Origin of the sequence: Nitratireductor soli (genome assembly GCF_001050155.1) — a bacterium.
Classification (GTDB): domain Bacteria; phylum Pseudomonadota; class Alphaproteobacteria; order Rhizobiales; family Rhizobiaceae; genus Nitratireductor; species Nitratireductor soli.
In genome coordinates this window covers 1-26219 of sequence record NZ_LFVY01000028.1, presented here as the reverse complement: position 1 = coordinate 26219, position 26219 = coordinate 1, and the positions used below count along the sequence as shown (strand labels likewise).

Genomic DNA, 26219 nt, shown 5'->3' with positions numbered 1-26219 from the left:
GGAGATGTACGAAAAGGCAGCCTGAACGGCAGCCGGGTGATTTCATAATAACGACAGACTGGTTCTGTATCGAAAGGCCCGGAGCAGCTTCGGGCCTTTTTGCTGCCCGGCAGCACCTCACGAAACCGTGAACAAAAACGGCGGAATATTCATCAGCACGCGCCGTTGATGTGGGTATTGTTTGGACAAATCACCGGAGGGTTTTCATGAAGAAGCTTGCACTCGTCATTTCCATGCTCTGCTTATCGGTTTCAGCCGTGGCCGCCGCCGACGAGCCGATTGCCGCCCGCAAGGCGCTGATGGACGCGAACGCCGCATCGGCCGGTCTCGCCGGCGCGATGATGAAGGGCGACTTGGCCTACAATCCGGCTATCGCAAAGGCTGCCCTTCTGACGCTGAGCGCCAGCGCAAAGACGTTTGGCAGCTTCTTCCCCGAGGGATCGCATGAGGGCCAGACCACGGCATCGCCGAAAATCTGGGAGGACGCGGCCGGTTTCCAGGAAGCGCTCGACAAATATATGGCCGACACGTCGGCAGCCGTCGCGTCGGCTGGCAAAGAGGGGCCTGCCGACCTTGCCGCCTTCCAGGCCGCCGTCGGTCCGGTGCTCGGCAATTGCCGCAGCTGCCACGAGAATTTCCGGGTGCAGCAGAACTAGGGCGCCATGCGTCCATTCGGACGCATAAAGGACGCTCTATCCCCTTGTTTTCCGCATTTATGCGGACGTCAGGTGATATCTCCTGACTGAAAAGTGCTGTAGAGACACCATGTTGAAGAAACTGCTCGCCGCCGCCCTGGCCGTTACTGTCGGCGGCGGTGCGCTATTTTGGACCCTGAGCGCTCCAGCCTCTATCGAGGCGGGCGCCTTGCCAAGCGCAGCCGACGCGACGCGCGGCGAACAGGTCTTCTGGACCGGCGGCTGCGCGTCCTGCCATGCGAAGCCGGGCGCCGATGGCGAGGCGCGTCTCGCGCTGGCCGGCGGCCTCGAGCTGAAAACCGAATTCGGCACGTTCGTCGCGCCCAACATTTCCCCGGACACCAAGGACGGGATCGGGGGATGGAGCGAGGCGGAGTTCGCCAACGCCATGCTGCATGGCGTGTCGCCACGGGGTGAGCACTACTATCCGGCTTTTCCCTATCCTTCCTATGCGCGCATGGCGCCGCAGGACGTCGCCGACCTGTTCGCCTTCCTGAAGACGCTACCGGCAATCGAAGGGCGCGCGCCGGACCACCAACTGTCGTTCCCGTTCACCCTGCGCCGCGGCATCGGATTGTGGAAGCGGCTCTACATGCATGACGCGCCGGTGGTGGCGCTGGCCGCCGATGCTTCGGGTCTGGCCAGGCGCGGGCAGTATCTGGTCGAGGGACCGGGACATTGCGGCGAGTGCCACACGCCGCGCAGCATTACCGGCGGGCAGGACTATGAGCAGTGGCTGGCCGGTGCGGTCGCCGCCGAAGGTGCCGGCGTCGTGCCGAACATCACGGCGGGCGAGGGTGGTGTCGGCTCGTGGTCGGCCAGCGACATCGCCTATTATCTGGAAAGCGGTTTCACGCCGGATTTCGATTCGGTCGGCGGGGCCATGGTCTCCGTGCAGAAGAACATGGCCGAGCTTTCCAAGGACGACCGCGACGCCATCGCCGCCTATCTGAAGGCGGTGCCGGCAAAGCCTAACGGCTATCCATCTTCCCGGTGACTTTCAGCACGAAGGCATAGGTCAGGGCCTTTTCATCGAGCCGCGAGAAGCGACCCGAGGCGCCGGCATGGCCGGCGTCGAGATTCGTCTTAAGGAGCACCGGATTGTCGCCGCCGCCATGGGCGCGCAGCCGCGCCACCCATTTCGCCGGTTCCCAATAGGTGACGCGCGGATCCGTCAGACCGGCCAGCACCAGGATTGGCGGATAGGCGTGGGGTCCGATATTGTCGTAGGGAGAATAGGCCGCGATGGTGTCGTAATCCTGCCTCGAGGCGATCGGATTGCCCCATTCTGGCCATTCGGGCGGGGTCAGCGGCAGCGTGTCGTCGAGCATGGTGTTAAGCACGTCGACGAAGGGCACGGCTGCGACGATGCCGCCGAATGCTTCCGGCGCCATGTTGGTGACGGCGCCCATCAACATGCCGCCGGCCGAACCGCCCTCGGCGACGATGCGGTCATGGCTGGTGTAGCCTTCGGCGACCAGATGCCGGGCGCAGGCAATGAAATCGGTGAAGGTGTTGACCTTCTTCTCGCGCTTTCCGTCCTCGTACCAGGCATAGCCTTTTTCCTTGCCGCCGCGGATATGGGCGATGGCGTAGACGAAGCCGCGATCGACCAGCGACAGGCAGTTGGTGTTGAAGGAAGCGGGCATCGCCATGCCATAGGCACCGTAGCCATAGAGCAGGCAGGGCGCCGAACCGTCATGCGCCAGGTCCTTGCGGTGGACCAGTGAGATCGGCACCAGCTCGCCATCAGGGGCAGAGGCCATCAAGCGGCGGGTAACGTAGTCTTCGGGATTGTGACCCGAGGGCACTTCCTGCGTCTTGAGCAAGGTGCGCGTGCGCGTGCGCATGTCATAGTCGAACACCTGTTCGGGCGTCGTCATCGACGAATAGGAGAACCGCAGCGTGTCCGTGTCGTATTCGTAGGAGCCGTGCAGGCCGAGCGAATAGGCTTCCTCGTCGAAAGCGATCAAGTGCTCTTCGCCGGTGGCGCGCTCGCGCACGACGATGCGCGGCAGGCCGTCCTTGCGCTCGAGCCGCACCAGGAACCGGGCGAACGCCATGACCGACAGGATCAGCCGGTCAGGCTCGTGCGGCACGAGTTCGCGCCAATTGGCGCGGCCGGGATCGGTAACCGGCGCGGTGACGATCTTGAAATCCTTGGCGCCATCGGCATTGGTCAGGATGAAAAAGACGTCGCCGCCTTCTTCCAGGTCGTATTGCAGGCCGCTCTCGCGCGCCGCCACGAGGCGGGGAGCCGCCGAGGGATCGCCGGCGGGAATGATGTGACACTCCAAGGTCTCGTGGTCGTGTGCAGACACATAGATCCAGTCGTGAAGCCGGCTGCCGGAGACGTTGACGAAGAAGCCCGGATCGGTCTCGTCATAGATCAGGCGATCGTTTTCCGGCGCCGCACCGACGGCGTGGTAGAACACGCTTGAAGGGCGGTGGTTGGCATCGAGACGGGTGTAGAAGAAGCCGTTTCCGGCGGCATCCCATTCGCCTGAACCGCCGGTCTCGCCGACCGTGTCTTCGAGGTCCTTGCCGGTCGCAAGATCGCGGACGCTCAGCGTGTAGAGTTCCGATCCCTTGTCGTCATGGCCCCACAGAAGCCGTTTGTGATCGGGCGAATGATCCGCCCCGCCGAGGCGGAAGTAATTCTTGCCCTCCGCTTCCCTGTCGCCGTCGAGCAGCACTTCCTCCGCGCCGCCGTCGCGCGGGATGCGGAAGAAGCGCGGATATTCTCCGCCGGTGCGGAAGCCGCCGGCATAGGCGAACGGTCCATCGCGAGCCGGCACCGAGGTCTCGTCTTCCTTGATGCGGCCACGCATCTCGGCGGCGAGTGTCTTCTGCAGTTCCTCCGTGCCTCGCATCAGTTCCGCCTGATAGGCATTTTCAGCCTCCAGATGCGCGCGAATGTCCGGCGCCAGAAGAGCCGGATCGCGCAGCACATCCTGCCAATTGTCGGCGCGCATCCATGCATAGTCGTCGACGCGCTCGATGCCGTGCCGGAGGTCGGTGACCGGGCGGGCCTCCGGGCATGGGGTTGCGACGGTGGATGGAAAGGCTCTCGACGGCATTGGCTGTTCTTTCTCGATGGTCGGCAGGGCAGCGCGGCTCTAAGGTGTGGGGCGCATGAACAGGTCCTTCATGTCCCGTTCAATCGGCTTGAGGCAATGGTGAAACCGTAACTGCTTTCGGATTATCGCTTTTGGAGGACAGGAAAATGAAAAAATCAGGCTCGTTGATTGCCGTTGCGCTTCTGCTGTCGCTGGCAGGGGGGCAAGCCCAGGCGACGGTGTTTGCCGCCTGGCAGGTCACCGGCGTCTCGTGGGGCGACACGCTGAACGTCAGAAAATACCCCGCCAATCATTCTCAGAAGCAGACGGCCTATCCGAACGGCACGGTCCTGCAGATGACCGGCCGCTGCACCGGCGGGGTCGATCTGTTCGACATTGCCCGCCAGTCGGAATGGCGGCAGAAACAGGCCGTCCGCTATTCATGGTGCGAGGTGTGGCATGACCCAAGACGCAACGGCCAGTTCGTCACAGGCTGGGTCTACGGCAGATACATAGCGCCGGCGGATTGATGCGGATCATTCCTTTTCGAAACGCAAGGCGTGGCCGTTCATGCAATAGCGCTGGCCGGTCGGCGCCGGTCCATCGCCGAAGACGTGGCCCAGATGGGCGTCGCAATCGGCGCAGCGGATTTCGGTGCGCGACATGAACCATGAGCGATCCTTGTGCGCGCTGACGGCATCGTCGTCGACGGGCGCATAGAAGCTCGGCCAACCCGTGCCGGAATCGAACTTGGTCTCCGACGAGAACAGCGGCTTGCCACAGCAGACGCAGCGATAGGTGCCGCCTTCCTTGGTGTCCCAATCGGGACCGGTAAAGGCGCGCTCGGTCCCGTGTTCGCGGGTGACGTGGTACTGTTCCGGCGTCAGCTGGGCACGCCACTCCTCGTCGGACTTGTGTACTTTCGGCATGACTGTTTCGCTCATCGAATACTCCGGGCAATCGGTCGGCGTTAAGCCGCAAGGTGGTGCTGCATAATGTAGGTTCTATCGGCTGCAATGTCAGCGGGCTTGATGTGTCACTCTCTTGTGAATGGCGTCAATTCACCGCGCGCAACAGTTGCGCTCGCACCTTGTCCTGCCCAAGGTGAACGTCTATGTCACGTCTACGAATCGAAGGATGGGTTGAAGCATCTCAGCCGGTTGGGGAGATTACATGACGGCAGACAGCCAGTGGCTGACCTTTCTCGCACTGATGCTGCCGTTCGCAGCCGCCGCCGTGGCGCCTTTTCTGACCCGGCTTCTGCACCACAACGCCGCCTGGGTGCTGGCGCTCGCGCCGGCGTTGATTTTCCTGCATTTTACCGGCTTTCTGGGTGCCATCGCCGATGGACAGGCGTTGACGGGCGGTTATGCCTGGATCCCCAGCCTGCAGGTGGATTTCTCCTGGTATCTCGACGGGTTGTCCGTCACTTTCGCTCTTTTGATCACCGGCATCGGCGCGCTGATCGTGCTCTACTCGGGTGGATATCTGAAAGGGCATGAGCAGCAGGGGCGGTTCTTCTCCTTCATTCTCATGTTCATGGGCTCGATGCTCGGGCTCGTCGTCGCCGATTCCTTCCTGACACTGTTCGTTTTCTGGGAACTGACGTCGATCACCTCGTTCCTGCTGATCGGCTTCGATCATTCGCGCGCCGCCTCACGGCGGGCAGCACTCCAGGCTTTGATCGTTACCGGCATGGGCGGTCTTTCGCTGCTGGCAGGCCTGCTGGTGATCTGGGGCGCCACCGGCGCCAATTCCCTTTCGGCGCTGATGGCCACGGGCGATGCGCTGCGCGAGGCGCCCGTCTATCTGGCTGCGCTCATTCTCGTCCTCGGCGGCGCCTTCACCAAATCGGCGCAGTTCCCGTTCCATTTCTGGCTGCCCAACGCGATGGAAGCGCCGACGCCCGTTTCTGCCTACCTGCACTCGGCAACCATGGTGAAGGCCGGCGTTTACCTGGTGATGCGGCTCAACCCCGTTCTGGGCGAGACCGCCGCCTGGGAGACGATCCTGCCCGTCTTCGGCGGCACGACGCTGGTCGTCGGCACGCTGCTTGCCGTGCGGCAGACCGATCTGAAACTGATGCTGGCCTACACCACGGTCGCCTCGCTCGGCCTGCTCGTGATGCTGACAGGCTTTGGTTCGGAGAAGGCGATCGAGGCAGCCGTGCTCTACCTGGTGGCACATTCGATGTTCAAGGGAGCGCTGTTCATGGTCGCCGGCCTCATCGACCATGAATCCGGCTCGCGCGACGTCACCAAGCTGGGCGGGCTGCGCGCCGCCATGCCGATCACCTTCGCGGCTGCCGTTCTGGCCGCCTGCTCGATGGGCGGATTGCCGCTGTTCTTCGGCTTCCTGGCCAAGGAAGAGATCTACGCAGCGCTCGGCTTCGCCGACGGCTGGACGACGGCGCTGACCGTGGTGGCCATGGTCGGCAACGGGCTGATGTTCGCAATCGGCTTTGCCGTGGCGCTAAAGCCGTTCCTCGGCGCGCCGGTGAAGACGCCCAAACATGCGCATGAAGGGCCTGTCCTGTTGTGGCTGGGACCGCTTGTCCTGGGCGGTCTCGGCCTGGTGTCGGCGCTGGTCTCCACGGTCAGTCATCAACTGATCTCGAGCCCGATGTCGAGTGCGGTGGCCGGTGAGCCGGTGACGGTGACGATCTCGACGGTGCCGCATGTCGGCCTGCCGTTGATCCTTTCCGTGGTGACCGTCGCCTTCGGCGTTGCCGCCTTCCTGATGCTGGATCGCGGGAGGGCGCTGATGGTGCGCCTGTTGAATGCCATCGGCTGGGGGCCGGACAAGGGGTTCGACCAGGCGTTGGCCGGAACGACGAAACTGTCCTTCGGCGTCACCAACATCATCCAGAGCGGCCGTCTGGACTACTATATGACGGCGACCTTCGTCGCTCTTGCCGCCGCGCTGCTGATCCCGATGGTGACGTTCGGCGAAATGCCCGCAGTCCCCGATTTCCCCGTCATGCCGTTCTATGAATGGATCGTGCTGTTGATCGGCATCATCGGCGTCGGTGCGGTGATCTATGCCCGCGACCGCCTGACGGCGATCGTCTGCCTGGGCATCCAGGGGTTCGCGGTGGCGCTGCTGTTCATGCTGCTCGGCGCGCCGGATCTTTCGTTCACGCAGTTCATGGTCGAAACGCTGTCGGTCGTCATCCTGGCGCTGGTGATGACCAGGCTCAGGCTGTCACCGACGGATCATCGGCCGACCTCCGAGAAGATTAGCGATGTGCTGGTCGCCGGTGCGTGCGGCGCGGCGCTCGGCCTGATGCTGCTGCGCGTGACCCAGGTGCCGTTCAATGCGGAGTTGAGCGATTTCTTCGCCGCCAATTCGCGGGTGATCGCCCATGGGCGCAACATCGTCAACGTCATCATCGTCGACTTCCGCGGGGCCGATACGCTGGGCGAGATCGCGGTGGTGATGATCGCCGGCCTTGCCATCCTGGCGTTGGTGCGTATCCGCAGCGCCAAGCCAGCCAAAGCGGCGGGGGAGGGCTGACATGCGGACGCTGATCTTCCGAACCATCGCCCCGTATCTGACCAGCCTGATGGTGCTGTTCTCGATCTTCGTGCTGCTGCGCGGGCACAATGATCCCGGCGGCGGCTTCATTGGCGGGCTGATCGCCGCCTCCGCTTTTGCCATTTACGGCATCGCCTGTGGGGTCTCGCCGGTGCGCCGCGCCTTGTATTTCCACCCGATGGCGATTTCCGGCTTCGGCTTGCTGCTCGCCGCGCTTGCCGGCTGGCTGTCGCTGTTTTTCGACGTGCCATTCCTGACGGGTCTGTGGACGACGGTCAGCATTCTCGGCCTGCCGGTCGACCTTTCGACGGTGCTGTTCTTCGACATCGGCGTCTATCTGGTGGTCGTTGGCTCGATCACCTCCATTGCGCTGGCGCTGGAAGAAAGGGAGCACGGCTGATGGAAGTCGCTCTTTCCGTTTTTGTCGGCATCTTCTTTGCCGTCGCGATCTACCTGATGCTGTCGAAGCACATCATTCGCATCCTGCTCGGCGTCTCGATCTTCGGCAATGCGGTCAATCTGACCATTTTCACCGTCGGGCGGGTGGTGCGCGAAGTGCCGCCGATCATTCCGGAGGCATTGCAGACGCCCGACACGATCACCGCCAATCCGCTGCCGCAAGCGCTGATCCTGACGGCGATCGTGATTTCCTTCTCCATCTTCGCATTCCTTCTTGTTCTGGCCTTCCGCACCTATCAGGAGCTGGGCACCGACGACACGGACGGCATGCGCGTAGCCGAGCCCGAGGGCGAGCCGCTGCCTCCGCTGGGATATTGAGACGCCGATGGCCGCTGAATCCGTAGATATTTCTCAAGCCATGGTCACCGCGCCGGCGACGCTCGGCGACTGGCTGGTCGTCGCGCCTGTCGCCATACCGATCGTTTTCGGCGCCATCCTGCTGATGGTGCGGCATGAGACGCGCCTGCATGCGGGGCTCGCCATCGCCGGTCTCGTGGCAACACTCGCCGCGAATGCCGGACTGTTAAGCCGGGTGCTGAGCGACGGGCCGCAGGTGATGACGATGGGGCGCTGGCTGCCGCCCTTCGGTATTTCGTTCACCGCCGATGCGCTCGGCGCTTCGCTGGCGCTGGTGGCGACGCTGGTGGCGGTCGTCTGCGCGCTCTATGCGATGAAGGACATTGGCGCGACTGGCCGGCGTTACGGGTTTTATCCGTTCATGCTGTTGATGATGGCCGGCGTCGGTGGATCGTTCCTGACGGGCGACGTTTTCAATCTCTATGTCTGGTTCGAGGTCTTCCTGATCTCTTCCTTCGGCCTGCTGATCCTCGGCTCCAGCCATCGGCAGCTCGATGGCGCGACGAAATACGCGATTCTCAACCTGGTCGGCACGACGCTTTTCCTGACGGCGACGGCGTTTCTCTACGGCACATTCGGCACGCTCAACATGGCCGACATCGCCCGCAAGGTGGACGCGCTGCGCGAGACGGGCCCGCTGATGACGCTGACCGTGCTTTATCTGCTCGCCTTCGGCATGAAAGCGGCGGCCTTTCCGCTGAATTTCTGGCTGCCGGCGTCCTACCACACGCCGAGCATCGTCACGGCGGCACTGTTCGGCGGTGTCCTGACCAAGGTCGGGGTCTATGCCCTGCTGCGCGTTTTGGTGATGCTGTTTCCGCTCGAACGGGCGGTGCTGTCGGACCTCATCGCCTGGGTTGCGGCCGGCACGATGATCATTGGCATCATGGGTGCACTGGCCCAATCGGATATCCGCCGGGTACTCGGCTTCGTCGTCATTTCCGGCGTTGGCGTGATGATGGCGGGTATTGCGCTCGGCACGGAGCAGGGGCTGACCGGCACCGTGCTTTATGCCTTCCACTCGATCCTTGTCATGACCGCGCTGTATCTGCTGGCCGGCGTGATGAACGAGTTGGGTGGCAGTTACTCGCTGCATGAACTTTCCGGGCTTTATCGGCGTTACCCGCTCCTGGCGGCCTTCGCCCTGCTCCTGGTGTTGGCGGTGGCGGGCCTTCCGCCGGCATCCGGCCTGTGGCCGAAGGTGCTGCTGGTTCGCGCATCGCTCGATGCGGGGCTGCCCTGGCTGTCCTTCGCCATTCTCCTGACCGGGCTTTTGACCACGGTGGCGATGGGGCGGGTCTTCATCCTGACCATCTGGCGGCAGAAGGCGGACGCGGCCCCGGATGGCGCCGCGCCGGCGCACCCGACGATTGGTTATGCGGCGCTTGCCGTGCTCTCATTGCCGGTCCTGCTGCTAGGGCTTTATCCGGAGCCGTTCATCCGCGTGGCGGAGGCATCGGCGACAGGGCTTCTCGATGCTTCGGCCTATGTTGGCGCGGTCTTTCCCACGGAGGTGCGGCCATGAGGCTACCGCTGATCAACATCCTCCTGGCGCTGATATGGACCTCGGTCAGTGGTTCGTTCAGCCTGGCCAACTTCATCTTCGGGTTGCTGCTTGGCGCCGGCACGCTGTATCTGATACGCGAGCAGGTTGGCTCGCTCGGTTATTTCGCCCGCAGCATCCGGCTGATCTCGCTGTTTCTGCTGTTCCTCTACGAACTTGTCTTGTCGGCCTGGCGCGTGGCGTTGCTGGTGCTGTCGCCAACGATGAACCTGAAGCCGGGCATCTTCGCCTATCCGCTGAAAGTCGACCGGGATTTCGAGATCACGCTGCTGGCCAATCTGATCACGCTGACGCCTGGCACGTTGTCGGTGGATGTGTCGGAGGACCGCCGGTTCCTGTATGTTCACGCCATCGACTGTTCATCGCCCGACGCGTTGCGCCGCGACATTGCCGAAGGTTTCGAACGCAAGATCATGGAGGCGTTTCGATGAGCGCAAGTCAGGAGTTCCTGGATTTCGCCGTGCTGGCAGCGCTGGCCTTGCTCAGCCTGTCGTTTCTCCTGACGGTGGTGCGGGTAATCGTCGGACCGAGCCTGCCCGACCGGGTTCTGGCGCTCGACATGCTGGTGACGACCGCCATCGGTTTCATCGCCGTGATCGGCATTCGCACCGGCTTCACGCTCTATCTGGATATCGCCATCGCACTCGGACTGGTCGGGTTTCTCGCGACCGTGGCATTTGCCCGTTTTGTGCTCAGCCGTCGCTATGAGCAAGAGTTCGTCAAGCAGGACACACGCGGCATATACGGGAACAACGAGCCATGATGGATGCCGCGCAGAACCTGATCGCCGGCGGGTTGATCATCATCGGGGCGGCTTTCACTTTGATTGCCGCCATCGGCTTGCTGCGCCTGCCCGATCTTTACGTGCGCATGCACGCGGCGTCCAAGGCCGGCACGCTGGGTGCGTGTGTCATGCTGATCGCGCTGGCCGTATTTGCGGACGATCAGGCTGTTGTTACGCGGGCGCTCGCCGCAGTGGTGTTTTTCTTGCTGACCGCGCCGATATCCGCGCATCTGTTGGCCAAAGCAGCCTATGCGGCTGGTTACAAGCTTTGGGACCGTTCGGTCCACGATGACATGGCAGGCGCGGAACGCAGAAGTGCAGCGCAAGATCTGGCTGATGACGAAGCCTGATACTTCGCACGAAGAATCTGCGAGTGAGTGGCATAAGCCGGTTCAATGTTGAACAAACCCTCTCAAGGTTGTGAAAAGCAACCTCTGGGTTGCTCAAAATGCCCTCTTTGAGGGAACGGCGCATGCTCTTCAAGTGATGTCTTCCAGGTCAAAATTAATTCATAACCGCGTTGCCTTCGGCGTATTCGGCTCGTCGTCCGGGTCATTCTGGTGGATTTTCCTATGAATGCGCGTTCTGGTGTCTATCAAAGCCATTTGGAAACTTAAATTTCCGCATTTTTTGGAATAAAGTTCATATTCTTGATATGAGATAAACAAATCAATTTTTGACTCACCTTGCCTTAAGCTGCAAAAAGTGAGTTGACCGCGAGCGCCAAAAGCCCGATATGATCGCGCGACCTCGGGAATCAGACAAAAAGATAGTCAAAAGACGGTTTCCGAAAGAAGCCTCGTAAAGAATCATAATGAGGCACGAAAAACAAAACTGACGTTGGGGCAAGGTAACGAAAATGAACGAAGAGCTGATAAAAAACGACAGTATGCTTATTGAGCTGACGGCGGAAGTTGTCGCTGCCTATGTTAGTAATAACCCGGTTCCCGCTTCCGAACTTCCCAATCTGATCGCGGATGTCCATGCGGCACTGGGCCGCGTGAGCGGCTCGTCTGAGCCCGCGCCGGCCGAAAAGCAAAAGCCGGCGGTTAATCCCAAGCGGTCTGTGCATGACGACTATATCATCTGCCTTGAAGATGGTAAGAAGTTCAAATCGCTCAAGCGCCACCTGATGACCCATTATGGCATGACGCCTGAGCAATATCGCGAGAAATGGGGTCTCGATGCGAATTACCCCATGGTTGCGCCGAGCTATGCGGTTGCGCGTTCGCAACTGGCCAAGCAAATGGGCCTCGGTCGCAAGCCCAGGGGAAAATAGGCGTTCTCCCGAGTGTGTCTTGCGTAGCTATGACCGATTGGCGGCGCCCTTGGGCGCCGCTTTTTTGTTTGGGACGGGGGCAGGGGCGCGCGACAGTCGTTGCAATGCCTGGCTGAGCGCGATGTGACGGTTGAGGTCGTAGCTCCAGTGGCCCCGTGTGCCCTTGAGCCTTTCGCGCTCGACCAGCCGCCTCAGCCGCCGCCGCAATTCCCGGCGCTCCGCATCGGGTGCCTGCAGGGCCGATGAGAGGTCTATTCCGCAAATCAGGAACAGCGCCACCATCTGACGGGCTTCCATGCGATGTGTTTCCTTCGCCCTGCAGAACGCCTCGATTTCACTTCTTGCCAGTGTCATTCTTGCCAGTGCCATGCCGGACCTCGGTTTCCAGGGACGTCCGACTATGAGGCGCTTTGCCGAGGCGGGGATAAACAGAGCCACGGAAAATGACCGTCCCGCTGTTTTATCGTTTGTTGTTAAAGAGATAATCCTTCCGTTAACAATTATATGTTCCTAATTTGTTCCCGTCCGGCGCGGCATGGGATATAAGAATTTATTCCTCTTTGTGGGAAGGGATGAATTCAGTGCCATCAAGTGCGACGAAGCAAACAGAGATCAAGTTGGCGAGGGCCGGCCTGCCGGCCGGCACACCGGAGCTGGCGTTGGAGCGCCGGCTCAGCCCGATAGCGGAGGAGCGGGTTGCCGAAGTCTGCGAATGCGTTCTGGACATCGTTGCCGCATTGTTCAACGTCAGTGGACGGGAACTGCGCGAAACCGGACGGTCATCGACCAGCGTCACGCGCGTGCGGCAGATCGGCATGTATGCCGCTCATGTCACTTTGGGATTGAACATGGCTGAGGTTGGGCGCGGTTTCGGGCGCGACCGGACGACGGTTCAATATGCCTGCCATCTGGTGGAGGACATGCGCGACGACGAAGATTTTGACAGCGTCGTGAACATGACCGAGCGTGTCGTTGCAGTCGCTTTCCGTCACACGGAGGTGCGTTGAGATGCAAAACCAGGACAGGATCGAACCGCACACGCAACGCCAGCGGCTGCGTGCCATCCGTTTTTTGCGTGGCGGTACGGCTTCCAGCCGTCCGGCGGCCCAGGAAGGACGAGTGCTGTTGCAGAACAGCGATGGCGGAACCATCGCGCTGCACAAGAGCGTTCTGGATGGGCTGAAGCGCGACGGAATACTGACCTGCAAGGATGACGGGCAGGTGATGCTCAGCGATGTGGGAGAAGCCCGCGGCCGGCGCGACGAAGCCGCCACCGAGCCGTTCCGCGCCCAGCATTGGCAGATCGAGCATCGCTCCATCATGATGACGCGCGGCCGACAGGACGTAACGGCCAATCTCGCCGAATCGCCGCTTGGCCAGCTCGCTCGGCGTCGCACACGCAGCGGCGAACCGTTCCTGACCCAGGCCGAGTTCGACGCGGGCGAGCGGTTGCGGTCGGACTACACGCGCGGCCAGATCATGCCGCGGTTGAGCGCCAATTGGGTGGCGACCGTTTCGGCGGGCAAGCGCGGCAGTGGACCTGGCGGTGCGGCCCAACTGACGGAAGCCGCACTTTCAGCGCGCCAGCGGGTCGACCGGGCGTTGGTCGCCATCGGACCTGAACTGGCCGGCGTGCTGGTCGACATCTGCTGCTTCCTGAAAGGTTTCGAGCAGGTGGAAACCGAGCGGGGCTGGCCGGTGCGCTCGGCAAAGGTCGTGTTGAAGACGGCACTCGGCGCGCTTGACCGCCACTATGACCCGCGCAGTGGCGGGAGCGGCACGAGGAACCGGCCGATCCTGCATTGGGGAGCGGAGGACTACCGCCCAAGGGTGGCGTAGAGATGTGCCATGCGCCCAGTCGCGCGCTTTGCTTCCTTAACCGCCCACGACGGGCTGGCCTTCCTGTCAGCCCGTCGTTGCCGCGACGGCCTTTGCTTCTTCCTGGATGCGCTTGACCATGGCGCGCAGTCCGTTGGCGCGCTGGGGGGTGAGATGCTCGTCGAGACCAAGCTTGCGCATCACGCCTTCGGCGTCGACCTCCAGGATCGCGCTCGCCTTCTTGCCGGAGAACAGAAACAGCATGATGGCCACCAGGCCGCGCACGATGTGTGCATCGGAATCGCCCTTGAAGTCCAGGACGGGATCCTCGCCGTCGCCGTGCTGTGTGTACAACCAGACCTGGCTGACGCAGCCGCGCACCCGGTGCGCCTCGTCGCGCACGGCCTCCGGATAGGGCGGCAGCGCATTGCCCAGATCGATGATGTAGCGATAGCGCTCTTCCCAATCGTCCAGGAAGGCAAAGTCGTCATAGATGGTTTCGAGTGTTGTGGTCATGATCCCGGATATAGTGGTTGTCCGGTCGGTCGTCACGGAAAATTCCGGATGGGCGGATGCCGTTGGCGGGCATCACGCAAAGCTACTCGGCGGCTGGTATGCTGCCGGTGGTGAGCGGCTCTTCGCCCGCCGGTGCTTCGTCTTCGATCATCTCGTAGGCGATGCGTGCGCTCTCGCGGGCCCGGACACCGATGGTCTGGAGGGCGGCTTTTCCGGTGGCGCACACTTCCGGCTTGCGCTCGCAGATGCCGACCATGTCGCTGACGGCTTCACGCGCCGCGCTCAAGGCCTGCAGCGGCCCGACTTGCGCGGTTTCCGCATCGCCCCCACCGCCGATCGGCACGAGCAGCAGCACCAGCGACAACCAGAAGATAGCCCGAATGAGAAAGCCCATAATTTCCCTGCCCCGTTTCAAGGCGCCAGTTCCTTGCTCTTTCGAGCGTCCCGTTGAGGACAATGCCATCGGTGCGCAAAAGAGCCGTTGAGATTTTTGTTCAAATTAGACGCTCTTTTTTCAAGAAGGCGCAAAGATCGGCATTTGACGCAAGCACGGTTCAAAGGACGTGGACCCCTTCACCACCGATTTACCATATAGGGCGTTGATCCGATTGAAGTCTGCCGGTTCAGGTCTCTGGGAAACGACCGGGCCCGGCGATCCGATAGATGCGTCGATTTGGTGAGGCACTGTTAACCATGACGGCATTCGGCCTGGTTTTTCGCGACGGATTTGCCGATTTACACCTGCCCGAAGCGCCTTCGGCAGTGTCGTTTATCCTTTCCTTAAACGCTCGGTGCGAGGTTCGTCCGAGAACAAGAAAACGTCGAACGGACAAAGCGAGAGCGCGTCGAGTTGAGTTCACGAGCATCTCTATATCTGGAGTGGCCCTCTGCCGTGGCGGCAGCATGTGGGCGTCTTATCCACCCCTCGGTGGACGAGGCCGGCGAGCGCATGCGCCAGTCGCGCATGGTGGCCATTCTGTTTGCCGCGCCCTTCCTGTTTGCTGGCTCTGCCGTGCAGCTCCTGTCGGAGGCATGGGGCGTGGCGCAGGCGCTGGCGTTAGGGTGCGCGGCATTCGGCCTGTGCTGGATGCTTGCCACGGTGATTCTCGCTACCGCGCGGCGTGGTGCTGCCGAGATCGTCGCTCTGGGGCTGGGGATCGTTGCCGTGGCGGGCCTCGTTGCGGCTGCCGGCGGCCTGGCTTCGCCGCTGGCGATCATGGCTGTCGCGCTGGCGGTCGAGGCATTCTGGGTCGCCGGCACACGGCGCGCCCTGATCGTCGGCGCGGGGGCGTCGTTCATTGCTGCTGTTCTCGGCGGCGGGCTTGCGGCGATGATGGCGAGCGGCTCGACGGCGATCGCCCCTTCCGCTGCCCAATGGCTCCTTCCGGTCGTCTATGCATTGACGCTCATTGTGCGCCTGCCGGCGTTGCGCCCGGCGCAGGGCCTTCAGGCGCCGACGGATGAGGACGGCATCCTGGCGGCGCGCATGAACGCGCTTGTGCTGCATCTGAACAAGTCGGGCGAGGTGAGCAAGGCGTCGCGACAGGCCGGTGACCTGCTTAAGGTGCGCAGCGATATCCTGCTCGGATCCGGCTTTTTCGAGCGGCTTCATGTCGCCGACCGGGTCGCCTATCTTTGTGCATTGTCTGAAATCGGCTCGGGCGCTCAGGCGCGGCAAACAAGCGTTCGTCTGCGTATGCCAGTCGATGAGGGCGATGCCAGGGTGCCCGGATACCGGCGATTTGGCATCGAGCTTGTTGCCGGCGCAAAGCCGGATGAAACCCTCGCAATCGTCCGCGACGAGGGCGACAGAGCGCAGTTGGAGAGCGAAATCTCCGACGCACGCGAACGCGAGCGTGCGACGCAGGTGGAGAGCAAGCGCGTGCTGGCCGCGGTGAGCCACGAGTTGCGCACGCCGCTGAACGCAATCCTCGGCTTTTCCGATACCCTGCTGACGGAGATTTTCGGCAAGTTTGCCGACGCGCGGCAGCGCGAATATGTCCAGTTGATTCATGAAGCGGGCGGACATCTGCTTGCAGTGGTCAATGCGACGCTAGAAGTGTCGAAGATCGAATCGGGCACCTATGTGCTGCACCCGGAAGCCTTCTCCTTTGCCAACGCGGTCGAGGCGAGCCTGGCGCTGACCATGCCACGTGCGGCGGAGCGCTCGATCGACGTGAAGGTCGCCATCGATGAGGACGTGGGCATCGTCCATTGCGACCGCCGCGCCGTCCAGCAAGTGTTGATTAATCTCCTGTCGAATGCAGTCAAGTTCACGCCGGCGCATGGCGAGATCGTCATTTCGGCGCAGCGAGTGGGCGACCGCATCGATTTCAGCGTTGCCGACAATGGCGTCGGCATTGCCGCCGACGATCTGCAGCGCATTGGTGAACCGTTCATGCAAGTACGCTGCCAGGCGACGCGCCACGTCGAAGGCACGGGCCTTGGGCTTGCCCTGGTCAGGGGACTGGTCGGGTTGCAGGGCGGCGGGGTGATGATAGACAGCGCGCCGGGCGAGGGCACACGGGTGACCGTTTCACTGCCGGTCGGCGCCGGCACGACGAAGGATGACTTGAGCCGGACAACGACACCGGTGATCGACGATGAGTGGAAGCATGAAGAATACCGCAAGACGGCCTGAACCGCAGACCACCTTTGGCAGCTTGCTGCGCGCGGGCCTGGCGGGCACCGGCATGGCCATTGTCAGAAACCCGCTCGCCGTCGGTGGAACGACGGCGTTCCTCGTCTCGTTTGCCTTCGTTTCGGCAAACGCGCTGTGGTATCAGCCGCACTTCCACTCGGGCGCGCTGATCTCGACACGCGAGCCGGTCTATGTGGACAGGACGCCGGAGGCTACCGTCGTGCCGAGCGCCGTCCGGCGTGTGCCTGAGCCGGCGCAAGCCGCGATCAAGCCAAGCAACGACACCACGGGTGCCATTCCTCCCGATCGTCCGGAAGCGGCTGAAAGCGGGGACGCGACCGTGCGCCAGGTGCAGAAGGTGCTGGGCGATCTCGGTCTCTATCAGGGCACGATCGACGGCCTGCAGGGGCCGCAGACGCGCACCGCCATCGGCAATTACCGACGCATCGTCGGCTTGGAGCCATCCGAAACGGTCGACGATTCATTGCTGCACCAGCTCGGCTTGAAGGCCGCCGCTGCTGCGGCTCCCCAAGACACTCCGACTCAAGCCGTTCCGACCCTAGAGGTTCCGGTCCAAGCGATTCCGGTCCAAGCGATTCCGGCACCGACGCCGAGACCCAGTTTGGCGCGTCAGGCACCGCAGGTGCAGAACGAGCCGGCTGCCCCGGTACGCACCGCCGCCCTGGAGGACGAGGCTGACGCCACCGTCATGCGGATCCAGGCCGGGCTCAAGGCGTTCGGCAATGACGCCATCGAGGTCGACGGCGTTCTGGGCCGTGACACCGAGTTGGCGATCCGCGAGTTTCAGAGCCTGTTTGGCCTCGAAGTGACCGGACAGCCGGACGCGTCATTCCTCGCCAAGATGCGCGACGTCGGTTTGACCAACTGACGCAGCCCTGGCCGTGCGATGGCTTCTACCGTCTCGGTGTATCCCTCCTGTGCTTTGACGCTGCCGCCGGCGATACCAATTGCATCATAAATGCTGTAGATCGGCCGGGCGGAGACAGGTTTTCATGCGCCTCACCAGCGAATTCTGGGTTTCGGCCCTGACAAAACGCATTTTCTCAGAGGGCGGCTTCGCCGCCGTCGGGCAACGAGGCGCGCGCGAGGCGGGGTCGATCTTTATCGTCGTGCGCGATCGGATGGGGCGGCAGGCCTTGTATGGGCCGGCGGCACAGGCAAGCTACGCCGGCGCCCGTCCCGCCGGACGGCAGTTCGCATTGATTGCGCGGGATGCGCAGCAGAAGATCGACGAGAAGCTCGACCGCGAGCGGCGTTTCGACCCGGATTTCTGGATCGTCGAGATCGAGTTGAACGATGTCGATCAGGCCGAAGGCTACTTCGAAATTGCCGCCGACTGAGGTTCCGCGTCTTGATTGCCGCCGACGTTAGACCGGTTCGGCGTTTCATAGAAACGCCGAACCGGTCTATCTCTTTGTTTTTCCGCATTTATGCGGACGTCAGGTGAAACCACCTGACTGCAAAACTCTAGGGTGGGCGGCCTGCCATTGCCGCAGCCGCCTTTGCGCCGTCTCGAGAGAGAGCGCCCGATACCGCTCGACAAACAGGCGGATCGCCGGGCGATTTGAAAGTTGCGCTGGAAAATGCGTCGCGGCTATCAGGAAGGCTTCGGCATCGCCCAGGCCGAGCAGACGCAGGCCTGTCATCAATTCGCTGGGTGTGACGAACCCGACAATTCGCCGGGCCCTGTCGATGGAGATGCCGAGCCTGTCGGCGAGTGCCGAGACGAACTTGCCTTCATCGTCGGCAAGGGCGGCGTCGCGAAGGTCCTGATCGACGCGGACCTTCGCGCTTTCCATCTGCGTTGAAGGAAGAGGAGCTTGTGTCGGCGCAACATCGCGCTGAGCTGTGGCGCGCATCATCGAGAGAAGCTTGTCCCGCACCGCTTGTTCGGGCATGCCGGGCTGGTCCGACTGCTGGCGGCGCGGTGAAACGGGATGGCCGAGGCTTGCGCCTTCCTGCGCGGCCATGGCTCGGATCAGGGCGGCGATGGCAGGGTTGAGGGCGCCGCGCCGCCCGATGACACGCGCATGCGGCAGACCGTGCTGGGCTATCAAGCTGATGAGGTCGACGTCGGACAGGGCCTTCGAACGGACCAGGAGTGGCGCGGAAATCTCGATGGGTTCGTCGCACAGGCGGCGCAGCAAACCCGGCGGCGGGGCGGGGCATTCGCACAGGACGGCCGCCGCATAGCGCCGCGCCTCGACCGGCACGGCGGGAAACAGGGGTAGAGTGAGAGCGTCGAGCTGGGCAATTTCGCTGCGGGTCGGCCGGGTGAGGGTGGCAAAGGCGGAGATGGCGGCATGGAAAAGCCGTTCCGCCTTATGCGCTTCCCCGCCTGAAGCAAGCTGCCTGAAAATAGCGGATGACACGCAGACCAACACCTGTAAGAGACACGACCATGAGGAGTCCAATGCGGCGGGTGAGCCACCCGGATCCGGCACAAGGGAAGATACGCTTATTCCCTTAGCAAGCTGTTAACCGGTTTCTTTAGAATTTCGTTCAGCATTTCCGCCGGTGCTCAGGAACGTCCGTAACGAAACGTTAACCATGAACAGGCTCTACTTCCGGCAGGAGGCGTTGCGTACCACTCCAGCCCAGCAAGGGAACGCAATGTCATGGCAATCATTCTGAACTTTGTGCCGAGGCCGCGGCAAGCGCCGTCAGGCTCATTGGGCCGGCGACGGGGCGAAGCAGCGATCATCATTTTCCCCGGCGTGCGCTATGAGAAGCGCGATGGGCCGTTGAACGATGGCGATGGAGGCGACCGGCCGCGCGATGCGCGACACGGGCTGACAAAGCCATAGCGCCACCGGACGAGCGAAACAGGCGGCGAATGGCAGGCTCACCTCACAAAGGTGCGCAGCGCACGCTGTCGAGGAATTCCGAAACGGCGGCGCGCCAGCTCTCGTCGGGAACGAAAACGCGCACCAGCGCCATGCCTTCCGTGACATCGGCCTGAACCAAAACCGACTGTTCGAGCGCTTCGGGCAGGCCTTTGCGCAACTCCAGCGTCTGCGGCGGATCGGCGATCACCACGTCAAGCGTTCGTTGCTGCGCGCTGCGGTCGTTGAGGCTGAACACGTTCAGTCCGTCGCGGTCATAGATGGACATCGACCAGAACGGAACGCGCCCGTCCGCCAATATGCGGGTCATGCCGGTCGAAAGATCAAATCGGCAGACCGACGCCTCGATCAGCGGATTGTCGATGAACGGCCTGTCCCCCTCGGTTCCCGCGGCGCTATGAACGAGTGGCACGGTGGAATAAAGGTCGGCCCTGGCGGCGAGCGCTGCCCACACATCGCGCTCGGAATAGATCGGCAGCAGAGACAGGATGGCGATGTGCACCATCGCCGCGCCGAACAGGCCAAGCAACAGAATGCGCAACGCGTTAAACATCGCAGCCCACCCGAGTGATGCGCGGCAGGTCGATTTCATCGACACGCGCGCCGGTCGAGATCGGCGTATCGAAAAGCGTGAGCACCAGGAGCATCGGACCGCGCCCTTCGACCGCCAGCCAATTGCCCGGATGCGCATGCCTGCCGAGCGAGATGCTCAGTTGCTGTTTTTCCCGCCACAGGAGGGACTGTGAGTGCAGGGCAGCGGAAAAGCGCTCCGGCGCCTGCAATGCGCGCCGGGTCGGTCCCGCCGCATACAGCGTGAAGAAGCGCACCGCCGGCACGGGTCCCTCGATCAGATAGCTGCATTGGCGCAACAGCGGCGCACCGGCATCATCATGATCGGCGATGAAGCTCACGCCTTCGGCCTGGCCGAGGGCCAATTCGCCAATCCGCGCCGAGCGGGCGCGCGCATAGGGGTCGGCCTGCCGTGTGCCTGCCCTGGGAAAGGTGGTCCAGGCGCCGACATCGACCGAGCCGATGGAGCGGGTGGTTTCGAGCGCAAGCCAAGCGCTGCCGGTCCCCGCACCAAGGGCAATCAGCAAGACGGTGGCGACCTGGAGGATTGTCTTCAACATGCTGGTTCTGATCTGGCGTGTGCCACTCCCCATACCCCTGATGCATCCGCAGGCTCAACGGGGGCGGACGTCGGAAAAGCGAAACTCACAGGGCGGACAGGGTTTCGATTTGCGGGGAGGGCTTGAGAGGCGGTGCTTTCTCGAAGGCTTGCGACAGGTTTTTCAGGAAAGCGGCGCTGCTTGCCGAAAGCGCCAGCGGCAATGCGCCGTTCTCCGGCGCCTGGCCGTTTTGCGCGACCTCGCCCGAAATCGCCTGGTCGCTGTCGATTCGCATCGGGCCATCAACGCCCGGCAGCGGCTTCAGATCGACGTTCTGATGCGCATAGGTCATTAAGCGTTGCCAGACCATGGCCGGCAACGAACCGCCCGTCATGCGGCGGGTCGGGTGGAAATCGTCATTGCCGAGCCACACGGCGGCGACGTAATTGCCGGTGTAGCCAACATACCATGCGTCACGATAGGACTGGGTGGTGCCGGTCTTGCCGGCCGAGCGCGTCATCGGCAGGGCGGCCCGGCGGCCCGTCCCATGCTCCGGCACCTGGATCAGCATCTGGTTCATGGAGGCGGTGGCCTTTTCCGACAGGACGCGTCGCGGCGGCGGCGCATCGCGTGCCTTGTCGTAGACGAGGTTGCCGGAATGGCTGAGAAGTTGCGAAATGCCGAAACGGGTTCCGGCAAAACCGCCATTGGCGAAGACGGAGAAACCCGTCGCCTGATCGAGCGCGGTCATGCCCGAGGTGCCGAGCACCATTGTCTTGTGGCCGTTGAGCGGCGATTCGATGTCGAACGACTTGACCAGCGTGATGATCGGATCGATGCCGAGATGATCGCGCGCCAGCCTGACGGGCACGGTGTTGTAGGATTTGATGAGCGCCGTGGTCAGCGTCACCCGGCCGGCATAGCCGCGGCCGTAATTGCGCGGTGCCCAATTGCCCCAGGAGATCGGCCCGTCGGAAATCAGTGAACCGGGTTCGAAGCCGCTTTCCATTGCCACCGCGTAGACATAGGGCTTGAAGGACGATCCGGTCTGCCGCTCGGCGCGGGTGGCGCGGTTGAACTGGCTGGCGCCGTAGTCGCGCCCGCCGACGACGGCGCGCACCGCGCCATCGGTGTCCATCAGCACGATGGCGCCCTCGGAGACGTCGTAGTCCTTGCCGTGCTGGCGCAGGTGGAACTCGAGCGATTCCTCGGCGGCACGCTGCAAATTGGGATCGATCGTCGTGCGCGCCACCAGTGAATGGGTGGCGCCGTCGGGGATGATCTTCTTGACCTCTTCAAACGCCCAATCGAGGAAATAGTCGGGACTGTCGGCGCCGCCGCGATCGACCGCCGTTGCAGGATGCAGGCGCGCCGAGAGGATTTGCCCTTCGCTCATGAAGTCAGCCTGCACCATATTGGTCAAAACCTGGTTGGCACGGGCTCGCGCCGCCGGCAGGTTGATGTGCGGCGCGTAGCGGGCCGGCGCCTTGAACAGGCCGGCGATCATCGCCGCCTCGGCGAGTGACAGATCCTCGACGGATTTGCTGAAATAGAAATCCGCCGCTGCGGCGATGCCGAACGTACCGCCGCCCAGATAGGAGCGATCGAGGTAGTATTGCAGGATCTCCTTCTTCGACAGGTTCGTCTCGAGCCACAGGGCGAGATAGGCCTCCTTGATCTTGCGCTCGAACGTGCGCTCATTGCTGAGGAACAGGTTTTTCGCCAACTGCTGAGTCAGGGTGGAACCGCCCTGAACGACCGAATTGGCGCGCACATTCTCTGTCAACGCGCGGGCAAGGCCGAGAAAGTCGATGCCGAAATGCTCGAAGAAGCGCCGGTCTTCGGTGGCCAGGATCGCCTTGATCACATGGTCCGGGATGGTGTCGACGGGGACGGAATCGCGCTGGATGATGCCGCGCTGGCCGATCTCGTTGCCGTAGCGGTCGAGGAAGGTGACGGCATAATCGTCCTGCGCGCGCCAGTCGCCGGCAGTCTCCTCGAAGGCCGGCATGGCCAGCGCCAGCATGAGGACCATGCCGGCCGTGCCCAGGGTGAAACCCTCGCTGAGCACTTCGACTAAGGCGCGCTTGCCGCCGTAGACGCGAAAGCGGCGGAAGAAGATGGTGATGGATTCCCAGATCTCGCCGGCCTTGAAGCCTGCTTCATAGAGCGCGGAATCGATCCATGCGTCGAGCGCCAGAAGCCTGGTCGCCCGGGGGGCCTTCGCCTGCCGTTTCTCGCGCGGTTTCTTCACCCAAACTCCCGTCAAGCCCGTCCAAGAGCCGCCCGCAGCACCGATTGTTGAGACAAAACGTACGCCAACGGGACTTGCATCCGCGGCGGGCGGGCGTCTTACCCTAACGGCTTGTTTTATCAGTTTTTCCGGATTTTCCCGTCTTCCGCAAGGGCATTTTCATGAGCATGGCTAATGCGGCGCGAGGATATGCTGAAATATAGGAAAATATTCTTGACACCGTAACGGTCGCCTGATAGGGTTCAGGCATCGTCGCAGAGTTGCGGCTGCGGAAGCCGGGATGGCCGGCGGGTCCGCTTTCATTTCTCCACATCATGGGTTTCGGACATGGGCGAAACGGCTTCGGTCGCTTTGGCGATGCTGCGCGCGCTTTTCGAGGGAGCGCCGGCGACGCTTGATATCCTGGCATTGGCTTCCAACCGGTCGGAAGCGCGGTTGCGCGCCATCGCCAAGAAAGAGGCGTGGCGGGCGCCCGATCTGGCAGCGAGCGCTGCCGATCTGGAGAAGCGGCTGACGCTGCTTTCGGATCGGCTGATCGGCGAACTGGAGAAGGCGAGCCGCGAAGGGGAGCAGATGGGCGCCTATGACAAGGCGCGTCTCGACGCGTTGTCGGCGATGCTGCGCATGGTCGAGAAGATCGGCGAGACGGCACGCGGCCCGCAAAGCGCGCGCGAGGAACAAACGAGAAGCGATGAAGAAATGGCCGCCGCACTGGAACGCATCGACGCGCGCATCCTCGAACTTGCCGAGGATCTCGCAGGCCAGATCGCAGAGCAAATGGTCATCGGGAAGTCTGCCGAAAAGGCTCGGGCCGGAGATTGAGGCGGAATGGGTCGGCGCGGCCAGGCTGTCGCAATATCCCCTCCTGCCCATCTTCGACACATGGCTGGTGACCGGTGGCCGCGGCGCCGGCAAGACGCGGCTGGGCGCCGAATGGGTGAATGCGCTGGTGCGCGGCTTTCCGCCATTTTCCGGCGGGCGGCGCTATGGATGCCTGGCCCTGGTAGGCGAGACGCTTTCGGATGTGCGCGAGGTGATGATTGATGGACCCTCGGGGCTGTCGACGGTGGCGCGCCGGCATCGGCCGCGTTTTGAGCCGAGCCGGCGACGGCTCGTCTGGGACAATGGCGCGGTGGCGCAGATATTCTCGGCGGAAGACCCCGACAGTCTGCGCGGCCCGCAATTCGATGCCGCCTGGTGCGACGAGGTGGGCAAATGGCGCTACGCCGAGGCGACGTTCGACATGCTGCAGTTCGGTCTGCGCGTCGGCGAGCGACCGTTGCAGCTTCTGACCACGACGCCGCGGCCCATCCCATTGATCAGGCGATTGATGGACGACCCGCTGGTGACCGTGACGCGCATGCCGACGATGGAGAACGCGAACAACCTGGCGGACGGGTTCCTGCGGACGATCGAGCGGCGCTACGCGGGGACCCGGCTTGGCAGGCAGGAACTCGATGGCGAGCTGATCGCCGACCGGCCCGACGCATTGTGGACACGGGCGATGCTCGAGGCAGCACCCGTCGAGGCCATGCCCGAGGCACTGCAGCGCATCGTGGTGGCGGTCGATCCGCCGGCGGCCTCGCGCCGGACGTCGGATGCCTGCGGGCTGGTGGCGGCCGGCCTTGACGCGGACGGCAACGGGATCGTGCTTCACGATGGCACGGTGAAGGCCGCCAAGCCGCAGGAATGGGCGAGCCGCGCGGTGGCGCTGTATCACCGCTTCGGCGCCGACTGCCTGGTGGCCGAGGTCAACCAGGGCGGCGAGATGGTGGCGGCGGTGATCGCCACGGTGGACCCGTCCGTGCCGGTCAAGCCAGTGCGCGCGACGCGCGGCAAGTGGCTGCGCGCCGAGCCGGTGGCGGCGCTTTACGAGCAAGGCCGCGTCAGACATTTGAAGCGTTTTGCCGAACTGGAGGACGAGATGTGCGATTTCGGCCTCGACGGGTTGTCTAGCGGGCATTCGCCGGACCGGGTCGATGCGCTGGTCTGGGCGCTGACGGAGTTGATGCTCGGCAAACGGCGCGAGCCGCGCATCCGGGATCTGGGCTGAAGACGCAAGCCCCGGCAACGAAACTCTCAATCGGGAAGATGATATGGCTTGGAACTGGCCTTGGGCCCGGCTTGCGGCGAAGCATCCGGAAGGCGCCGGCGCGCCCATCGAGACGAAGGGTGCGCATGCCGGCGGGTTCGTCGCGCTGCACCGCGAGGCGGAGGCGCGTTTTTCGCGCCGCGACTACAACGCGCTGTCGCGCGAGGGGTTCATGAACAATCCCGTCGCGCACCGCTCGGTGCGGCTGCTGGCGGAAGCCGCCGCAGCGATCCCGTGGCTGCTCTACGAAGGCGCGCAGGAACATGACGCGCATCCCCTTCTGGCACTTCTTGCCCGGCCGAACCAGCGCCAGGCGGGCGCGAGCTTCATGGAGGCGCTGTACGGGCACTTGCTTCTCTCCGGAAACGCCTATCTGCGCATGCTGGAAACGGGTACGGGAACGCGCGAGCTGCATCTCCTTCGCCCTGACCGGGTGACGGTGGCGGCCGATGGCGGCGGCTGGCCGGTGGCGCTCGACTATCGCGAAGGCAAGGCCCGCGAGCGCATCGCGCTGGAGGCGGGCGCGGGCCTGCAGGTGAGCCTGTTTCACCCGCTCGACGACCATTACGGCTTTGCGCCTCTCGGCGCAGCGCTGATGGCGCTCGACACGCACAACCAGGCGGCGCGCTGGAACAAGGCGCTGCTCGACAATTCGGCGCGGCCCTCCGGCGCGCTGGTCTATGCGCCGAAAGAGGGCGGCAACCTTTCCGACGATCAGTTCGACCGGCTGAAGGCGGAGCTGGAACAGGGATATTCGGGCGCCGCCAGGGCAGGGCGACCGCTGCTTCTGGAGGGCGGGCTCGACTGGAAGGCGATGAGCCTGTCGCCGAAGGACATGGATTTCATGGCGGCGAAGAACGGCGCGGCGCGCGACATCGCCCTGGCGCTCGGCGTGCCGCCCATGCTGCTCGGCATTCCCGGCGACAACACCTATGCCAATTACCAGGAGGCGAACCGGGGCTTCTACCGGCTGACGGTTTTGCCGCTGGTCGGAAGGGTGGCGAAAGAACTTTCGGCCTGGCTCAAGCCGGTCTTCGGCGGCGATGCCCGCCTGTGGTTCGACGCCGACGGGATCGAGGGACTGGCGGCCGAGCGCGAGGCTCTGTGGAGCCGGGTGGGGGCAGCCGATTTCCTGACCGAGGACGAAAAGCGACAGGCGGTGGGATACGCCCCGCGCGGCGAAGGGTG

28 protein-coding genes are annotated in these 26219 nt (G+C 63.2%); 19 read left to right on the top strand and 9 right to left on the bottom strand.

Features of this window, described 5'->3' with window-relative positions; translation table 11 throughout:
- Positions 1–206 precede the first annotated feature (206 nt).
- Both AB843_RS24205 and AB843_RS24200 read left to right on the top strand, forming a co-directional pair.
- Positions 207–656 (top strand): c-type cytochrome, encoded by a 450-nt coding sequence (locus AB843_RS24205; protein ID WP_048649490.1) that lies wholly within the window; start codon positions 207–209, stop codon positions 654–656.
- Positions 657–765: 109 nt separating this feature from the next.
- Entirely contained in the window at positions 766–1692 is a 927-nt protein-coding gene (locus AB843_RS24200; protein WP_048649489.1) for a c-type cytochrome, read from the top strand.
- On the opposite strand, the gene AB843_RS24195 is transcribed toward AB843_RS24200, so the two are convergent.
- Positions 1667–3775 carry a S9 family peptidase gene (locus AB843_RS24195; protein WP_048649488.1) on the bottom strand — a complete coding sequence of 703 codons (2109 nt, stop codon included), beginning with the start codon at positions 3773–3775 and terminating at the stop codon, positions 1667–1669. The two genes, AB843_RS24200 and AB843_RS24195, sit on opposite strands and share 26 nt — an antisense overlap.
- A 146-nt stretch (positions 3776–3921) precedes the next feature.
- Between AB843_RS24195 and AB843_RS24190 the strand changes: the two genes are divergently transcribed.
- Positions 3922–4284 carry an SH3 domain-containing protein gene (locus AB843_RS24190; RefSeq protein ID WP_048649487.1) on the top strand — a complete coding sequence of 121 codons (363 nt, stop codon included), beginning with the start codon at positions 3922–3924 and terminating at the stop codon, positions 4282–4284.
- Positions 4285–4290: 6 nt separating this feature from the next.
- On the opposite strand, the gene msrB is transcribed toward AB843_RS24190, so the two are convergent.
- Positions 4291–4698: a peptide-methionine (R)-S-oxide reductase MsrB gene (gene msrB, locus AB843_RS24185; RefSeq protein ID WP_048649486.1), complete on the bottom strand. Its 408-nt coding sequence runs from the start codon at positions 4696–4698 to the stop codon at positions 4291–4293.
- 229 nt (positions 4699–4927) lie between these two features.
- Between msrB and AB843_RS24180 the strand changes: the two genes are divergently transcribed.
- The 8 genes from AB843_RS24180 to AB843_RS24145 all read left to right on the top strand — a co-directional run bounded on the left by AB843_RS24180 (position 4928) and on the right by AB843_RS24145 (position 11734).
- Positions 4928–7270 carry a putative monovalent cation/H+ antiporter subunit A gene (locus AB843_RS24180; RefSeq protein ID WP_048649485.1) on the top strand — a complete coding sequence of 781 codons (2343 nt, stop codon included), beginning with the start codon at positions 4928–4930 and terminating at the stop codon, positions 7268–7270.
- A gap of 1 nt (position 7271) precedes the next feature.
- Positions 7272–7691: a Na+/H+ antiporter subunit B gene (locus AB843_RS24175; RefSeq protein ID WP_048649484.1), complete on the top strand. Its 420-nt coding sequence runs from the start codon at positions 7272–7274 to the stop codon at positions 7689–7691.
- On the top strand, positions 7691–8068 hold the full coding sequence (locus tag AB843_RS24170; protein ID WP_048649483.1) for a Na+/H+ antiporter subunit C: 378 nt from the start codon (positions 7691–7693) through the stop codon (positions 8066–8068). The genes AB843_RS24175 and AB843_RS24170 overlap by 1 nt, the downstream gene beginning before the upstream one ends.
- Before the next feature lie 7 nt (positions 8069–8075).
- Complete coding sequence (locus AB843_RS24165; RefSeq protein WP_048649482.1) at positions 8076–9632, top strand: Na+/H+ antiporter subunit D; 1557 nt, start codon at positions 8076–8078, stop codon at positions 9630–9632.
- Positions 9629–10102: a Na+/H+ antiporter subunit E gene (locus AB843_RS24160; RefSeq protein WP_048649481.1), complete on the top strand. Its 474-nt coding sequence runs from the start codon at positions 9629–9631 to the stop codon at positions 10100–10102. The genes AB843_RS24165 and AB843_RS24160 overlap by 4 nt, the downstream gene beginning before the upstream one ends.
- Positions 10099–10434, top strand: coding sequence for a cation:proton antiporter (locus tag AB843_RS24155; protein ID WP_048649480.1), 336 nt, complete (start codon positions 10099–10101; stop codon positions 10432–10434). The genes AB843_RS24160 and AB843_RS24155 overlap by 4 nt, the downstream gene beginning before the upstream one ends.
- Positions 10431–10805 (top strand): monovalent cation/H(+) antiporter subunit G, encoded by a 375-nt coding sequence (mnhG, locus tag AB843_RS24150; protein ID WP_048649479.1) that lies wholly within the window; start codon positions 10431–10433, stop codon positions 10803–10805. Before AB843_RS24155 ends, mnhG begins: the two co-directional genes overlap by 4 nt.
- A 509-nt stretch (positions 10806–11314) precedes the next feature.
- Entirely contained in the window at positions 11315–11734 is a 420-nt protein-coding gene (locus AB843_RS24145) for a Ros/MucR family transcriptional regulator (RefSeq protein ID WP_048649478.1), read from the top strand.
- Positions 11735–11761: 27 nt separating this feature from the next.
- On the opposite strand, the gene AB843_RS24140 is transcribed toward AB843_RS24145, so the two are convergent.
- Complete coding sequence (locus tag AB843_RS24140) at positions 11762–12088, bottom strand: hypothetical protein (protein WP_048649477.1); 327 nt, start codon at positions 12086–12088, stop codon at positions 11762–11764.
- Between the two features lie 263 nt (positions 12089–12351).
- Between AB843_RS24140 and AB843_RS24135 the strand changes: the two genes are divergently transcribed.
- Together AB843_RS24135 and AB843_RS24130 are read left to right on the top strand one after the other, a co-directional pair.
- Positions 12352–12741 carry a helix-turn-helix domain-containing protein gene (locus AB843_RS24135; protein WP_244468080.1) on the top strand — a complete coding sequence of 130 codons (390 nt, stop codon included), beginning with the start codon at positions 12352–12354 and terminating at the stop codon, positions 12739–12741.
- A 112-nt stretch (positions 12742–12853) separates the two neighbouring features.
- Positions 12854–13573 (top strand): DUF6456 domain-containing protein, encoded by a 720-nt coding sequence (locus tag AB843_RS24130; RefSeq protein WP_342022829.1) that lies wholly within the window; start codon positions 12854–12856, stop codon positions 13571–13573.
- Between the two features lie 66 nt (positions 13574–13639).
- Here the strand turns inward: AB843_RS24130 and AB843_RS24125 are convergent, their stop codons facing one another.
- Complete coding sequence (locus AB843_RS24125; protein WP_048649475.1) at positions 13640–14068, bottom strand: SufE family protein; 429 nt, start codon at positions 14066–14068, stop codon at positions 13640–13642.
- 82 nt (positions 14069–14150) lie between these two features.
- Complete coding sequence (locus AB843_RS24120) at positions 14151–14462, bottom strand: DUF5330 domain-containing protein (protein ID WP_048649474.1); 312 nt, start codon at positions 14460–14462, stop codon at positions 14151–14153.
- A 498-nt stretch (positions 14463–14960) separates the two neighbouring features.
- Here AB843_RS24120 and AB843_RS24115 point away from each other — a divergent pair, with 498 nt between their 5' ends.
- The 3 genes from AB843_RS24115 (at position 14961) to AB843_RS24105 (ending at position 18070) form a co-directional block, all read left to right on the top strand.
- Positions 14961–16709, top strand: a complete 1749-nt coding sequence (locus AB843_RS24115) for a sensor histidine kinase (protein ID WP_244468079.1) — start codon at positions 14961–14963, stop codon at positions 16707–16709.
- Positions 16684–17598 carry a peptidoglycan-binding domain-containing protein gene (locus AB843_RS24110; protein ID WP_048649473.1) on the top strand — a complete coding sequence of 305 codons (915 nt, stop codon included), beginning with the start codon at positions 16684–16686 and terminating at the stop codon, positions 17596–17598. The genes AB843_RS24115 and AB843_RS24110 overlap by 26 nt, the downstream gene beginning before the upstream one ends.
- 124 nt (positions 17599–17722) lie before the next feature.
- Positions 17723–18070: a DUF1491 family protein gene (locus AB843_RS24105; protein WP_048649472.1), complete on the top strand. Its 348-nt coding sequence runs from the start codon at positions 17723–17725 to the stop codon at positions 18068–18070.
- A 99-nt stretch (positions 18071–18169) separates the two neighbouring features.
- Here the strand turns inward: AB843_RS24105 and AB843_RS25800 are convergent, their stop codons facing one another.
- The 4 genes from AB843_RS25800 to AB843_RS24085 form a co-directional block, all read right to left on the bottom strand.
- Positions 18170–19102, bottom strand: coding sequence for a hypothetical protein (locus AB843_RS25800; protein ID WP_157384600.1), 933 nt, complete (start codon positions 19100–19102; stop codon positions 18170–18172).
- Between the two features lie 478 nt (positions 19103–19580).
- Positions 19581–20129: a DUF1254 domain-containing protein gene (locus tag AB843_RS24095; RefSeq protein WP_048649470.1), complete on the bottom strand. Its 549-nt coding sequence runs from the start codon at positions 20127–20129 to the stop codon at positions 19581–19583.
- Positions 20122–20706 (bottom strand): DUF1214 domain-containing protein, encoded by a 585-nt coding sequence (locus tag AB843_RS24090; protein ID WP_048649469.1) that lies wholly within the window; start codon positions 20704–20706, stop codon positions 20122–20124. The genes AB843_RS24095 and AB843_RS24090 overlap by 8 nt, the downstream gene beginning before the upstream one ends.
- A gap of 85 nt (positions 20707–20791) precedes the next feature.
- Positions 20792–22939 carry a transglycosylase domain-containing protein gene (locus AB843_RS24085; RefSeq protein WP_048649468.1) on the bottom strand — a complete coding sequence of 716 codons (2148 nt, stop codon included), beginning with the start codon at positions 22937–22939 and terminating at the stop codon, positions 20792–20794.
- A 327-nt stretch (positions 22940–23266) separates the two neighbouring features.
- Here AB843_RS24085 and AB843_RS24080 point away from each other — a divergent pair, with 327 nt between their 5' ends.
- The 3 genes from AB843_RS24080 to AB843_RS24070 form a co-directional block, all read left to right on the top strand.
- On the top strand, positions 23267–23761 hold the full coding sequence (locus AB843_RS24080) for a hypothetical protein (protein WP_048649467.1): 495 nt from the start codon (positions 23267–23269) through the stop codon (positions 23759–23761).
- Entirely contained in the window at positions 23691–24992 is a 1302-nt protein-coding gene (locus AB843_RS24075) for a DNA-packaging protein (RefSeq protein WP_425286839.1), read from the top strand. Before AB843_RS24080 ends, AB843_RS24075 begins: the two co-directional genes overlap by 71 nt.
- 43 nt (positions 24993–25035) lie before the next feature.
- On the top strand, positions 25036–26219 hold a 1184-nt coding region (locus AB843_RS24070; RefSeq protein WP_048649466.1), incomplete at its 3' end, for a phage portal protein.